16 protein-coding genes are annotated in these 12,084 nt (G+C 63.8%); 5 read left to right on the top strand and 11 right to left on the bottom strand.

What is annotated here, in order from left to right; translation table 11 throughout:
- Position 1: 1 nt before the first annotated feature.
- Both K8M09_RS08125 and K8M09_RS08120 read right to left on the bottom strand, forming a co-directional pair.
- Positions 2-262 carry a monovalent cation/H+ antiporter complex subunit F gene (locus tag K8M09_RS08125; RefSeq protein ID WP_160784247.1) on the bottom strand — a complete coding sequence of 87 codons (261 nt, stop codon included), beginning with the start codon at positions 260-262 and terminating at the stop codon, positions 2-4.
- On the bottom strand, positions 255-785 hold the full coding sequence (locus K8M09_RS08120) for a Na+/H+ antiporter subunit E (protein ID WP_160784246.1): 531 nt from the start codon (positions 783-785) through the stop codon (positions 255-257). The genes K8M09_RS08125 and K8M09_RS08120 overlap by 8 nt, the downstream gene beginning before the upstream one ends.
- A gap of 260 nt (positions 786-1,045) precedes the next feature.
- Here K8M09_RS08120 and K8M09_RS08115 point away from each other — a divergent pair, with 260 nt between their 5' ends.
- Positions 1,046-1,567, top strand: a complete 522-nt coding sequence (locus K8M09_RS08115) for a GNAT family N-acetyltransferase (protein WP_160784245.1) — start codon at positions 1,046-1,048, stop codon at positions 1,565-1,567.
- A gap of 156 nt (positions 1,568-1,723) precedes the next feature.
- Entirely contained in the window at positions 1,724-2,137 is a 414-nt protein-coding gene (locus K8M09_RS08110) for a DUF4864 domain-containing protein (protein WP_170299380.1), read from the top strand.
- 9 nt (positions 2,138-2,146) lie between these two features.
- Here the strand turns inward: K8M09_RS08110 and tgt are convergent, their stop codons facing one another.
- The 6 genes from tgt to coaD form a co-directional block, all read right to left on the bottom strand.
- Entirely contained in the window at positions 2,147-3,277 is a 1,131-nt protein-coding gene (tgt, locus tag K8M09_RS08105; protein WP_160784243.1) for a tRNA guanosine(34) transglycosylase Tgt, read from the bottom strand.
- On the bottom strand, positions 3,274-4,341 hold the full coding sequence (gene queA, locus K8M09_RS08100) for a tRNA preQ1(34) S-adenosylmethionine ribosyltransferase-isomerase QueA (RefSeq protein ID WP_160784242.1): 1,068 nt from the start codon (positions 4,339-4,341) through the stop codon (positions 3,274-3,276). Before queA ends, tgt begins: the two co-directional genes overlap by 4 nt.
- Before the next feature lie 7 nt (positions 4,342-4,348).
- Positions 4,349-4,798: a DMT family transporter gene (locus tag K8M09_RS08095; protein WP_160784241.1), complete on the bottom strand. Its 450-nt coding sequence runs from the start codon at positions 4,796-4,798 to the stop codon at positions 4,349-4,351.
- 77 nt (positions 4,799-4,875) lie between these two features.
- The gene (locus K8M09_RS08090) at positions 4,876-5,391 is read right to left on the bottom strand and encodes a peptidylprolyl isomerase (protein WP_160784240.1); all 516 of its coding nucleotides are present in this window, start codon (positions 5,389-5,391) and stop codon (positions 4,876-4,878) included.
- Between the two features lie 82 nt (positions 5,392-5,473).
- Entirely contained in the window at positions 5,474-6,040 is a 567-nt protein-coding gene (locus K8M09_RS08085; protein ID WP_160784239.1) for a peptidylprolyl isomerase, read from the bottom strand.
- A gap of 31 nt (positions 6,041-6,071) precedes the next feature.
- Positions 6,072-6,566: a pantetheine-phosphate adenylyltransferase gene (gene coaD / locus K8M09_RS08080; protein ID WP_160784238.1), complete on the bottom strand. Its 495-nt coding sequence runs from the start codon at positions 6,564-6,566 to the stop codon at positions 6,072-6,074.
- A 249-nt stretch (positions 6,567-6,815) separates the two neighbouring features.
- On the opposite strand from coaD, the gene K8M09_RS23655 reads away from it, so the two are divergent.
- Both K8M09_RS23655 and K8M09_RS08075 read left to right on the top strand, forming a co-directional pair.
- The gene (locus K8M09_RS23655; RefSeq protein WP_267500184.1) at positions 6,816-6,941 is read left to right on the top strand and encodes a hypothetical protein; all 126 of its coding nucleotides are present in this window, start codon (positions 6,816-6,818) and stop codon (positions 6,939-6,941) included.
- A gap of 13 nt (positions 6,942-6,954) precedes the next feature.
- Entirely contained in the window at positions 6,955-7,101 is a 147-nt protein-coding gene (locus tag K8M09_RS08075; RefSeq protein ID WP_160784237.1) for a hypothetical protein, read from the top strand.
- 118 nt (positions 7,102-7,219) lie between these two features.
- Here the strand turns inward: K8M09_RS08075 and gyrA are convergent, their stop codons facing one another.
- Positions 7,220-10,000: a DNA gyrase subunit A gene (gyrA, locus tag K8M09_RS08070; protein ID WP_160784236.1), complete on the bottom strand. Its 2,781-nt coding sequence runs from the start codon at positions 9,998-10,000 to the stop codon at positions 7,220-7,222.
- 237 nt (positions 10,001-10,237) lie between these two features.
- On the opposite strand from gyrA, the gene K8M09_RS08065 reads away from it, so the two are divergent.
- Positions 10,238-10,867, top strand: a complete 630-nt coding sequence (locus tag K8M09_RS08065; RefSeq protein WP_160784235.1) for a MarC family protein — start codon at positions 10,238-10,240, stop codon at positions 10,865-10,867.
- Here K8M09_RS08065 and K8M09_RS08060 read toward each other — a convergent pair.
- Together K8M09_RS08060 and K8M09_RS08055 are read right to left on the bottom strand one after the other, a co-directional pair.
- Positions 10,857-11,276: a cupin domain-containing protein gene (locus K8M09_RS08060; protein WP_160784234.1), complete on the bottom strand. Its 420-nt coding sequence runs from the start codon at positions 11,274-11,276 to the stop codon at positions 10,857-10,859. The genes K8M09_RS08065 and K8M09_RS08060 overlap by 11 nt on opposite strands.
- A gap of 88 nt (positions 11,277-11,364) precedes the next feature.
- The gene (locus tag K8M09_RS08055) at positions 11,365-11,901 is read right to left on the bottom strand and encodes a single-stranded DNA-binding protein (protein WP_160784233.1); all 537 of its coding nucleotides are present in this window, start codon (positions 11,899-11,901) and stop codon (positions 11,365-11,367) included.
- Positions 11,902-12,084: the final 183 nt, after the last annotated feature.

The following is a 12,084-nucleotide window of genomic DNA, read 5'->3' as shown; positions in this document are numbered from 1 at the left end:
CTCAGGGCCTTCTTTCCAGAAACCGGGCAATGGCGAGAACCGCCAGAAAGCTCAGCAGGCCATAGACCAGCGCGACGTCGACATAGACGAAGCGTCCCGAAATATGCGCGTAGAGCACCACGAGCGAGATGGTGACGACCGTCAGCAGATCGATGGCGACCACGCGGTCGACCGCGGTCTTGCCGATCACCAGCCGCAGCAGGCAGAAGACGATGCTGAAGAAGATCAGGACGATGGCGATCTTCAGGATGATATCAGCCAAACACCGCCTCCAGATGCTTTTGGAAGGGGCCGGTGATTGCGCGCGCCGCCTCTTCCGTGTCGGTGGTCTTCACGTCGAGCCAATGGATGTAGAGATCGTCGCCCTGCAGGTCCATGACGAGCGAGCCGGGCGTCAAGGCGATGGAATTGGCAAGGGCGAGCCGGCCGAGCGGGGTCTTGAGCGGCATCTTCACCTTGACGATGCCCGGGCGGATGTCGATGCGCGGGGCATAGACATAGCGCAGCATCTCGATATTTGCCTTGACCAGCTCGACGAGGAAGACGCCGGTATAGGCGATGAAATGAAAGACCCGCGCCGGCGTGACCGGGATGTTCCAGACAGTGCTGCGGCGCACGAAGACGAGCGCCAGCGCCACCGATACGACCGCGCCGACAATGAGGATCGGCACCTCGAACGAGGCGTTGATGATCAGCCAGACGACGAAGAGAAGGATCGAGAGAAAGATCACGCCCGATGGCGGCCCTTGTTCGCGCGGCTTCGGCGCATCGTGGTCCTCTTGCATCGCGCAGGCTTTCGGCGGGTTGGCGGAAACGCTTGCGGGCGCTCCCGGCCGGATTGCTCCGATTGGAATGTGACCTTTCGCGCTCCCTGCGGTTTCCGGTCATTGCAAGAACCTTAGCACCGCCAACCCAGAGTGCAATGATTCGTATCCTGCCCCCACCGCCTGTTGCCCATGTGCGCCGCGACTTGAACAAGCGCCCTCGCCCGGGCAAATTCCGGTTCCTTCCGCCTGTTCAATCCCTGGTCTGCGTGTGATTCCCGATGCCCGACGTTCCCGTCCTTGAAACCGATCGTCTCATCCTGCGCGGCTCGCGCATCGAGGATTTCGATGCCTTGGCCGAAATGTGGGCGCTACCGGAGATGGTGCGCTATATCGGCGGCGTGCCGCAATCGCGCGAGCAGTCGTGGACGCGGCTCCTGCGTCACATCGGCATGTGGCAGGTCATGACATTCGGGTTCTGGGCCGTCGTCGACAAGGCTTCCGAGCGGGTCATCGGACAGGCCGGGTTCCACGAGATGCGACGCGCCCTCACGCCCAGCGTCGAGAACACGCTGGAGGCCGGCTGGGGCCTGCATCCGGATTTCCAGGGGCGCGGTTATGCCAGCGAAGTGCTGCGGACGATCCTGCCCTGGGCGGCGGCCAACCATCCCGGCAAGCAGATCACCTGCATCATCGACCCGGACAATGCGGCGTCGATACGCCTTGCCGAGCGGCACGGGTTCCAGGCGTTCGCGCGCTCGCCCTATCAGGATTCCGAGGTCATCATCTTTCGAAAGATGTAGCTGCCAACGTTGCAATCCAATTTCTGTATCGCTTTAATACAATGTGATACTAAATTGTTTTTATTCTAATAAATAGAATTTCCTCCTTGAGAAAAAGGCGCACGCTCCTGCGTGCCCGGCATGCTATCCTGATATGTCTCTGGGGGAGTGCGCGCCATGAAAATGCCAGCCGCCATGTTCCTTTGTATCTGCCTTCCGCTGTCGGCGGCGATGGCGCAGGAGCCGGTCGATACCGCGCAGGATATTATCCAGAAGCAGATCGCCGCTTTCCTGAGGGGCGATGCGAAGACGGCCTATTCCTTCGCCTCGCCGACCATCCGGGAAAAATTCCCGACGGAAGGCGTTTTCTTCGACATGGTGAGGAAAGGCTATGCGCCGGTCTATCGGCCGGGAAATTTCGCCTTCGGGCGTTCGAAGGTCGAGGGCGACATGGTGTTGCAGGAGGTGCTGATCTCCGGGCCGGACGGCAAGGACTGGACGGCGCTATACCAGCTCCTGAAGCAGCCGAACGGCAGCTACAGGATCAATGGCGTGCATATGGTGCGCGCCGCGCCGGGGCCGGAAATCTGACCTTGGGCCTCAGAGAGGGGCGAGGTCGCCCCTCGCCCAGTTCTCCTGCGTTTCCGCCATGAAGTCGGCGAAGCGGCCTTCCTCGATCGCCTTGCGAATGCCGGCCATCAGGTCCTGGTAGTAGGAAAGGTTGTTCCAGGTCAGCAGCATGCCGCCGAGGGATTCGTTGGCGCGGATGAGGTGGTGCAGGTAGGCGCGCGAATAGTCGCGGGCGGCCGGGCAGTTCGATTCCTCGTCCAGCGGGCGCATGTCCTCGGCATGGCGGGCGTTGCGCAGATTGATGCGGCCGCGGCGGGTGAAGGCGAGGCCGTGGCGGCCGGAGCGGGTCGGCATCACGCAGTCGAACATGTCGATGCCGCGGGCGACGGATTTCAGCATGTCGTCCGGCGTGCCGACGCCCATCAGGTAGCGCGGCTTCTCGAAGGGCATGTGCGGGATGGTCGTGTCGATCATGTCGAGCATGACCTCCTGCGGCTCGCCGACGGCAAGGCCGCCGATGGCGTAGCCCTTGAGGTTCAGCTCGGCCAGCGCCTCGGCGGAGCGGACGCGCAGATGCGGAATATCGCCGCCCTGCACGATGCCGAACATCGCCTTGCCCGGCTGGTCGCCGAAGGCCACCTTGCAGCGCTCGGCCCAGCGCAGCGACATTTCCATGGCGCGCTCGATTTCCTTCGGGGACGCCGGCAGCGCCACGCATTCGTCGAGCTGCATCTGGATATCGCTGTCGAGCAGGCCCTGAATCTCGATAGAGCGCTCCGGCGACATGTGGTGCAGCGCACCGTCGACATGACTCTTGAAGGTGACGCCCTGCTCGTCGAGCTTGCGAAGGCCGGAGAGCGACATGACCTGGAAGCCGCCCGAATCGGTGAGAATCGGGTGCGGCCAGCGGATCAGCTCATGCAGGCCGCCGAGGCGGGCGACGCGCTCCGGGCCAGGGCGCAGCATCAGGTGGTAGGTGTTGCCGAGGATGATGTCGGCGCCAAGCTCGCGCACCTGGTCGAGATACATCGCCTTGACCGTGCCCACCGTACCGACGGGCATGAAGGCCGGCGTGCGGATCGTGCCGCGCGGCATGGAGACCTCGCCGCGGCGGGCCTTGCCGTCGGTGGCGAGAAGCTTGAACTGGAAGGTATCGGTCATCGGTGGTCCCGGAAAAGCAGGCTGGAGTCGCCGTAGGAATAGAAGCGGTAGCCGGTCGAGATCGCATGGGCATAGGCGCCGCGCATCGTCTTGAGGCCGGAGAAGGCCGAAACGAGCATGAAGAGCGTCGACTTCGGCAGATGGAAATTGGTCATCAGGATGTCGGCCGTGCGGAAGCGGTAGCCGGGGGTGATGAAGATGCCCGTCGCGCCAGACCAGGGCTTGATCGTGCCATCCGGATCGGCTGCGCTTTCGAGCAGGCGCAGCGAGGTCGTGCCGACCGAGACGATGCGCCCGCCCCTCGCCTTCACCGCGTTGAGCGCGGCAGCGGTTTCTTCGGAGACGTAGCCGATCTCCTCGTGCATGACGTGCTCGGTCGTATCGTCCGCCTTGACCGGCAGGAAGGTGCCTGCACCGACATGCAGCGTCACGAAATGCCGTTCGACGCCGAGCGCGTCGAGCTTTTCGAAGAGCGCATCGGTGAAGTGGAGGCCGGCGGTGGGCGCGGCGACGGCCCCTTCCTCGCGGGCATAGATCGTCTGGTAGTCCTTGCGATCCGCCTCGTCGTCGGCGCGCTTGGAGGCGATGTAGGGCGGCAGCGGGATATGGCCGACCGTCGCGATCGCGCGGTCCAGCGCGGGGCCGGACGCGTCGAAATGCAGGGTGACCTCGCCGCCCTCGCCCTTCTCCTCGACGATTGCCGAGAGTTCCTCGCCCGCGCCGAAGGTGATGCGGTCGTAGAGCTTGATGCGTTTTCCGGGCTTGGCAAAGGCTTTCCAGCGGTCACCGGCAATGCGCATGTGCAGCGTCGCGGACACCTTCTGGCCGCCCGCTCCTTCGCGATGGCGGATGCCTTCGAGCTGGGCCGGGATGACGCGCGTATCGTTGAAGACCAGCGCATCGCCCGCGCGCAGCAGCGACGGCAGGTCGCCGACGGTGCGATCGAGATAGGGCGTTTCGGTTTCCGGCTGGACGACGAGCAGCTTTGCCGCCTCGCGCGGCGTCACCGGACGCAGCGCGATGTTTTCTTCCGGCAGATCGAAATCGAAGAGGTCGACGCGCATGGGAAACTCAGAGGAAGCGGATCATCAGCGCACCGGCGACGAGCAGTCCAGCGCCGGCAATGCGGCCCATGGAGATTTCGCGCACGGCCATGCCGAGGAAGCCGATACGGTCGAGCAGGATGCCGGCGAGAAGCTGGCCGGAGACGGCGAAAGCCATGACGGCGGCAGCACCGATGCGCGGCGTCAGGAAGATGGCGGTCGTGACATAGACCGTGCCGAGCGCGCCGCCGGCGACATAGAGCCAGAGGTCCGGCCCACGCCAGTCGGGCGAGCGGCCTTCGAAGGAGGCCGTGGTGGCGACGACGAGAGCAAGGATGAGTGCGCCCGACAGGAACGAGACGCAGGCGGCGGCGACCGGCATGCCAAGCCCGCGGCCGAGCATGGCATTGATGGGAGCCTGAATTGCGATGCACGCGCCGGCCGCAATGCCGAGCAGCGCCCAGAGGAATGCAGCCATGGTGCCGGTCCTTGAAAAGCGCACAAAGAAAAACCGCGCCCGCCGTGGCGAGCGCGGTCGAAAACGCCGGTTTTCTATCAGGCCGCCACGTCGGCGGCAACCTTCATCGAAACGATGGTGTCGGGATCGCGCACCGGCTCGCCGCGCTTGATCTTGTCGATGTTTTCCATGCCTTCGACGACCTGGCCCCAGACGGAATACTGCTTGTTGAGCCAGGGAGCATCCGTGAAGCAGATGAAGAACTGCGAGTTCGCCGAATTCGGCATCTGGCTGCGGGCCATGGAGCAGGTGCCGCGCACATGGCTCGTGTTGGAGAATTCGGCCTTCAGGTCCGGCTTTTCGGAGCCGCCCATGCCGGCGCGGGCCGGGTTGAAGTCCTTGCCGCCGGTCTTGCCGTACTGGACGTCGCCGGTCTGGGCCATGAAGTCCTCGATCACGCGATGGAAGACGACGCCGTCATAGGCGCCTTCGCGCGCCAGTTCCTTGATGCGCGCGACGTGTCCCGGTGCCAGATCCGGAAGAAGCTGGATGACCACCTTCCCCTTCGTGGTCTCCATGATGATGGTGTTTTCCGGATCCTTGATCTCGGCCATGGTCTCTCTCCTTCTAAAGCCTGCCCCGCAAATGGGTCGCGGTTTCGCGATTGCAACAGGCGAAAATCGAAATGTTGGGGGCTTACTTGCCGACGGTGACCTTGATCATGCGGTCCGGGTCGGTGACCGAGCCGTTGTTGGCGTCGTCGCCGAGCTTGATCTTGTCGACATGCTCCATGCCCGAAACGACCTTGCCGACGACCGTATACTGGCCGTTCAGGAAGTCGCCGGGAGCGAACATGATGAAGAACTGCGAATTGGCGGAATTCGGATCCTGCGCACGGGCCATGCCGACCGTGCCGCGCTCGAACGGAATGTCGGAGAACTCTGCCGGAAGGTCCGGCTGGCTGGAGCCGCCCGTGCCGGCCGCCTGCGGCTGGAAGCCATTCTCCATGTTGCCGAACTGCACGTCGCCGGTCTGGGCCATGAAGCCCTTGATCACGCGGTGGAAGGCGACATTGTCGTATTTGCCTTCGGCGGCCAGCGCCTTGATGCGCTCGGCATGCTTGGGCGCCTTGTCGTTCAGCTCGATGACGACCGGGCCGTCCTTGAGCTGGATCGTGATGAAATCTGCGGCCTGGGCGACGAAGGCGCTCGTGGCGGTTGCCAGGAACAGGGCGCCTGCAAAGGCGTGACGGAGAATGCGCATGATAGCTCCCTTGAGGGGTTCAGGTTATGACTCAGCCCTTCTGGCGGGCCTTGAGGGCCGCAAGCACGGGCGCCGGAACAAAGGCACTGACATCGCCGCCCATCGCCGCGATCTGGCGGACCAATGTGGCGGTAATGGGCCGCGAGGCAACGCCCGCCGGCAGAAACACGGTCTGCACTTCCGGCGCCATCTGGCGGTTCATGCCGGCCATCTGCATCTCGTAATCGAGGTCCGTGCCGTCGCGCAGGCCGCGGATCAGCAGAGGCGCGTCATGTGCGCGGGCGGCATCGACCACCAGATTGGAGAAGGAGACGACGCTGACATCCCCTGCCCGCTCCGGCAGGACGCCCGACAGGGACTGGCGGATGAGGCTGGCGCGCTCCTCGAAGGTGAAGAGCGGCGTCTTGCCCGGATGAATGCCGATGGCGACGACGACCTTGGACGCCACGTTGAGCGCCTGCACCAGAACGTCGATATGACCGTTGGTGATCGGATCGAAAGAGCCAGGATAGAAGGCGACTGTCATCGGCGGGGTCCCGTTTGCCGCCTTGTGTCATGGACCGCCTTTTTCCGCAAGGGTGCGGCCTGTCGCAGCCGCGACTGTCCCCTGCCAAGAACATGAACCCTACGTGAATGGGCCGTTCAAGACCATTTCAGGCGCGTCATGTTTAAGTGCCAGCATAGAGGTCGGGAACAAAGTTCGCATCCGCGCATTATCCTGACCGAACGCAACGGAACAAGTAACGCGTTTCCTTAGGCTGGAAGGAATACGAAAATGGCACTCGCCCTTCTCTGCATGACCATGTTCATCGCGCTGACTGCCGCAACGATCCATGCGCTGCGCGAAGAAGATCGCCCGGCTGCGCCCAAGGCCGCCGCGCGCGGCAAGTGGCTGCGCTGAGGTGGACAACATCATGGCAGTGCTCACCATCGTTTCCACGATCTTCACCAGCGCCGTCTTCACCTTCGACTTCGCGCGCACGATTCTCGACCTGAAACGGGATCGCGCCGAGCTGAAGGCGGTGAAGCTGAAAACGAAAGCAGGCGGCTTCGGCGTGTAACGCCTTCATGCCGCCGTCAAGGCGGGCAGCACCCTCCAGGCTGCCCGCACCAAATGAAAAGCCGGACGGTCGTTCCCTGCCCGTCCGGCTTTTTCATGTCTTCAGGAAGGCTTCAGGCCTATTCCTCTGCGGCCGGTGCGGCGTCCCCGGCTTCGATATCGCCTTCGATGTCCGCCGATTCCGCGTCATCGTCGCCTTCCGGCTCGCTGATGCGCTCGACTGAAACCACCTTCTCGTCCTTGGCGGTGGAGAAGATCGTCACGCCCTTCGTGGCGCGGCTGGCGATGCGGATGCCATCGACCGGCACGCGAATGAGCTGACCGCCGTCGGAGACGAGCATGAGCTGGTCCTTCTCCTCGACCGGGAAGGCGGCGACCAGTTCGCCGATCTCGCCCGTCTTGGACGTGTCGGTGGCGCGGATGCCCTTGCCGCCGCGGCCGGAGGTGCGGAAGTCATAGGAGGACGAGCGCTTGCCGTAGCCCTTCTGCGAGACCGTGAGCACGAACTGCTCCTGCTCCTTGAGGATCTGGTAGCGCTCATCGGGAAGATCACCGACTTCGCCGACTTCCTCGCCGACCAGCGCGATATCCTCCTCGTCGACGCCGCTGGCGCGGCGTTCGGCGGCGGAGCGCTTCAGGTAGGCGGCGCGTTCCCACGGCTCGGCATCGACATGCTTGACGATGGTCATCGAGATGATGCGGTCGCCGTTGCCCATCGTGATGCCGCGCACGCCGACCGAGTTGCGGCCGGCGAAGACGCGCACGTCATCGACCGGGAAGCGGATGCACTGGCCGAGCGCCGTCGTCAGCAGCACGTCGTCGCGTTCCGTGCAGGTCTCGACGTTGAGGATCTCGTCGCCCTCTTCCTCGAGCTTCATCGCGATCTTGCCGTTGCGGTTGACCTGGACGAAGTCCGACAGCTTGTTGCGGCGAACCGTGCCGCGGGTCGTCGTGAACATGACGTCGAGGTTTTCCCACGTCGTCTCGTCCTCGGGCAGCGGCATGATGGTGGTGATGCGTTCGCCCGGCTCGATCGGCAGCATGTTGATGAGGGCCTTGCCCTTCGACTGCGGGGTGCCGATCGGCAGGCGCCAGACCTTCTCCTTGTAGACGATGCCGCGCGAGGAGAAGAACAGAACCGGCGTATGCGTGTTGGCGACGAAAAGGCGTGTCGCGAAATCCTCGTCCTTCATGGCCATGCCGGAGCGGCCCTTGCCGCCACGACGCTGCGCGCGATAGGTGGCGAGCGGCACGCGCTTGACGTAACCGGCATGCGACACGGTCACGACCATGTCCTCGCGGGCGATGAGGTCTTCGTCGTCCATGTCCGGACCGCCCTCGGCGATCTCGGTGCGGCGCGGCGTGCCGAACTCGTCGCGCACGGCGGCAAGCTCGTCCTTGACGATATTCATCATGCGCGAACGCGAGGAGAGGATATCGAGGTAATCCTTGATTTCCTCGCCGATCTTGTTGAGTTCCTCGTCGATCTCGTCGCGGCCGAGCGCCGTGAGGCGGGCAAGGCGCAGTTCGAGGATGGCGCGGGCCTGCTCCTCGGAGAGATTGTAGGTGAGGTCCTCGTTGATGCGGTGGCGCGGATCGTCGATGAGGCGGATCAGCGCGTCGACGTCCTTGGCCGGCCAGCGGCGTTCCATCAACTGCTCGCGCGCCGTCTGCGGATCGGGCGCGCGGCGAATGAGGTTGATCACCTCGTCGATATTGGCGACGGCGATGGCAAGACCGACCAAGACATGGGCGCGGTCGCGCGCCTTGCGCAGCAGGTATTTCGTGCGGCGGCTGACGACTTCCTCGCGGAAGGCGACGAAGGCGCGCAGCATGTCGAGCAGCGTCATCTGCTCCGGCTTGCCGCCGTTCAGCGCCACCATGTTGCAGCCGAAGGAGGTCTGCAGCGGCGTGTAGCGGTAGAGCTGGTTCAGGATGACATCGGCATTGGCGTCGCGCTTCAGTTCGATGACGACGCGGTAGCCGTCGCGGTCGGATTCGTCGCGCAGGTCCGAGATGCCCTCGATGCGCTTGTCGCGCACCAACTCGGCCATCTTCTCGATCATCGTCGCCTTGTTCACCTGATAGGGAATTTCGGTGACGATGATCTGCTCGCGGTCGCCGCGCATCGGCTCGATATGGGCGCGGCCGCGCATGACGACCGAGCCGCGGCCGGTCTCATAGGCCTGGCGGATGCCGGCGCGGCCGAGGATCAGCGCGCCGGTCGGGAAATCGGGGCCGGGAATATGCTGCATCAGGTCGAGAAGCTCGATCGCCGGATTGTCGATCAGCGCGATACAGCCGTTGATGACCTCGGTGAGGTTGTGTGGCGGAATGTTCGTCGCCATGCCGACGGCGATGCCGCCCGCGCCGTTGACGAGCAGGTTCGGGAATTTTGCCGGCACGACGACCGGCTCGCTCATCGTGCCGTCGTAGTTGTCGCGGAAGTTGACCGTTTCCTTGTCGAGGTCGTCGAGCAGCGAGTGGGCGGCCTTTTCCAGGCGGCATTCCGTGTAACGCTGGGCGGCCGGCGGGTCGCCGTCGACGGAGCCGAAGTTGCCCTGGCCGTCGATCAGCGGCAGGCGGAGCGACCAGTCCTGCGCCATGCGCGCCAAGGCGTCGTAGATCGCGGCGTCGCCGTGCGGATGGTATTTACCCATCACGTCACCGGTCACGCGGGCCGACTTCACGTATTTCTTGTTCCAGTCGACGCCCATCTCGCTCATCGAGTAGAGGATGCGCCGGTGAACGGGCTTCAGACCGTCGCGCACATCGGGCAGCGCGCGGGACACGATCACGCTCATGGCGTAATCGAGATAGGACCGCTGCATTTCCTCGATGATGGAGATCGGCTCAATGCCGGGAGGGTTCTTGCCGCCGGGTGTCGATTGTTCTGTCAATTTCGGTCACGATCGTTGTTCAGAATCAGATGCAATTTTATAGCCTACCGAGGCTGGAAGCGCCAATTTCGCCAAGGGTTTTGAACAGGCTTTTCTCAGGAAATCCGCCAATTTGCGCATTTTCATGGCCGCAAAGGCAGGACTTTCCCGCCGCCCTTCCCTTCCGCGCCGCGCTCGCCTAACAATGCGCCGACAAGGCCGACCAAACGGCCGTTCAATGGCGAGGGGAACGCCCGCATGCTCAATATCGATCTCGTGGTCAACGCGATCACGACCCTGCTTGTGACCATCGATCCGCCGGGCCTCGCACCGATCTTCCTCGGCCTCACCGTCGGCATGACCCGGCCGCAGCGCAAGCAGGTGGCGCTGCGCGGCTGCGTCATCGCCTTCTGCATCCTCGCCGTCTTCGCACTGACGGGCGCGAGCGTGCTGTCGCTCCTCGGCATCTCCATCGGCGCGTTCCGCATCGCCGGCGGTCTCCTGCTCTTCTGGATCGCCTTCGAGATGATCTTCGAACGCCGCAACGAGCGGAAGGAAAAGACCAGCGAGGTGGCGATCACCCGCGATCACATCCACAACATCGCCGTCTTCCCGCTCGCCTTGCCCCTGATCGCCGGCCCCGGCGCGATTTCCGCGACGATCCTGCTCTCCGGCTCCTTCCCCTCCGCCATCGAGCGCGGCGCGCTCATCGGCGTGCTCGCGCTTTGCATCGGCATCCTTTTCCTGTCGCTGTTCATCGCCGAGCGCATCGACCGCTTCCTCGGCAATACCGGCCGCGCCATCCTCACGCGCCTCCTGGGCGTCATTCTGGCGGCGCTTGCGGTGCAGTTCGTGGTGGACGGGATAAAGTCGGTCTTTATCGGCTGACGGGCGGGTTCTCGGCGAACCACGTCGAGATCGCCGGCATGTTCTCCTCGAAGCCGCCGGGCAGAAAGACATTCAGCAGACCGACCCGCTGATCCGTGCGGTTCTCGAAATCGTGCAGAACACCCGCCGGAATGCGTATGAAGCTGCCCGCCGGCGCTTCCAGCCATTCCACGCCGGCAAGGATGCTGGCGACGCCCTCGATCACGTAAAAAAGCTCGATATTCCCATCATGGGCGTGAGCGCCCGGCCCCGCCGTTCGCGGCTCCAGCCACCATTCTGAGACGCTGTAGGCGCTGTCTGTTTCGCCATGATCCGCCTTGAAGACCGTATTCATCCGTCCGAGCGGATAGCCTCGCCCCTCGCCGGGGCGCAGGAAAAGCACGTCTGCTGCCGTCTTGTCATCGCTCATGCCGAGCCTCGCAGGCAAGCATCACGCTCCCCACACAGGAAGCACCAAAGAAAAAGGCCGGCGCTGCGGCCGGCCTTTCTTCCCGTTCTCAGAACGGAATGTCGTCATCCATATCGCGCGACAGCGACCCGCCGCCCGAACGGCTGCCGCCGCCACCGCCACCGCCGCCCGATGCCGGGCGCGAACCGTAGTCGTCGTAGCTCGGCGCGCCGCCGCCATAATTGCTGCTGCCGCCGAAATCGCCGCCGCCGCGACGCTCGCCGCCGCCTTCACCGCGACCGTCGAGCATGGTCAGCGTCGAGTTGAAGCCCTGCAGCACGATCTCCGTCGAATAGCGGTCGTTGCCGGTCTGGTCCTGCCATTTGCGGGTCTGCAGCGCGCCTTCGATATAGAGCTTGGCGCCCTTCTTGACATACTGCTCGACGACCTTGCACAGGCCCTCGTTGAAGACGACGACATTGTGCCATTCCGTCTTTTCGCGGCGCTCGCCGTTGTTGCGGTCGCGCCATGTCTCGGAGGTGGCGATGCGCAGGTTGGCGATCGGCCGGCCGTCCTGCGTCCGGCGGATTTCCGGGTCCGCTCCGACATTCCCGATCAAGATCACCTTGTTGACGCTTCCAGCCATACCCGTAATTCCCGTTGTCGCGCGGGCAGAAGGCCCGACATCATTCCACTACATGAATGCGGCATCTTATCGACTGGCGCGCGCCCGCGCCGCCCCGCAGAGGTGGTAATCCACAGATCAATTGCGAATTTTCGTTCTTTTTTTGTTCTAATAATTCCGTACACTCTTGTCAACCGAATCGGA

Source organism: Shinella zoogloeoides, assembly GCF_020883495.1.
GTDB lineage: Bacteria > Pseudomonadota > Alphaproteobacteria > Rhizobiales > Rhizobiaceae > Shinella > Shinella zoogloeoides.
This window is presented reverse-complemented; position numbering and strand designations above follow the sequence as displayed.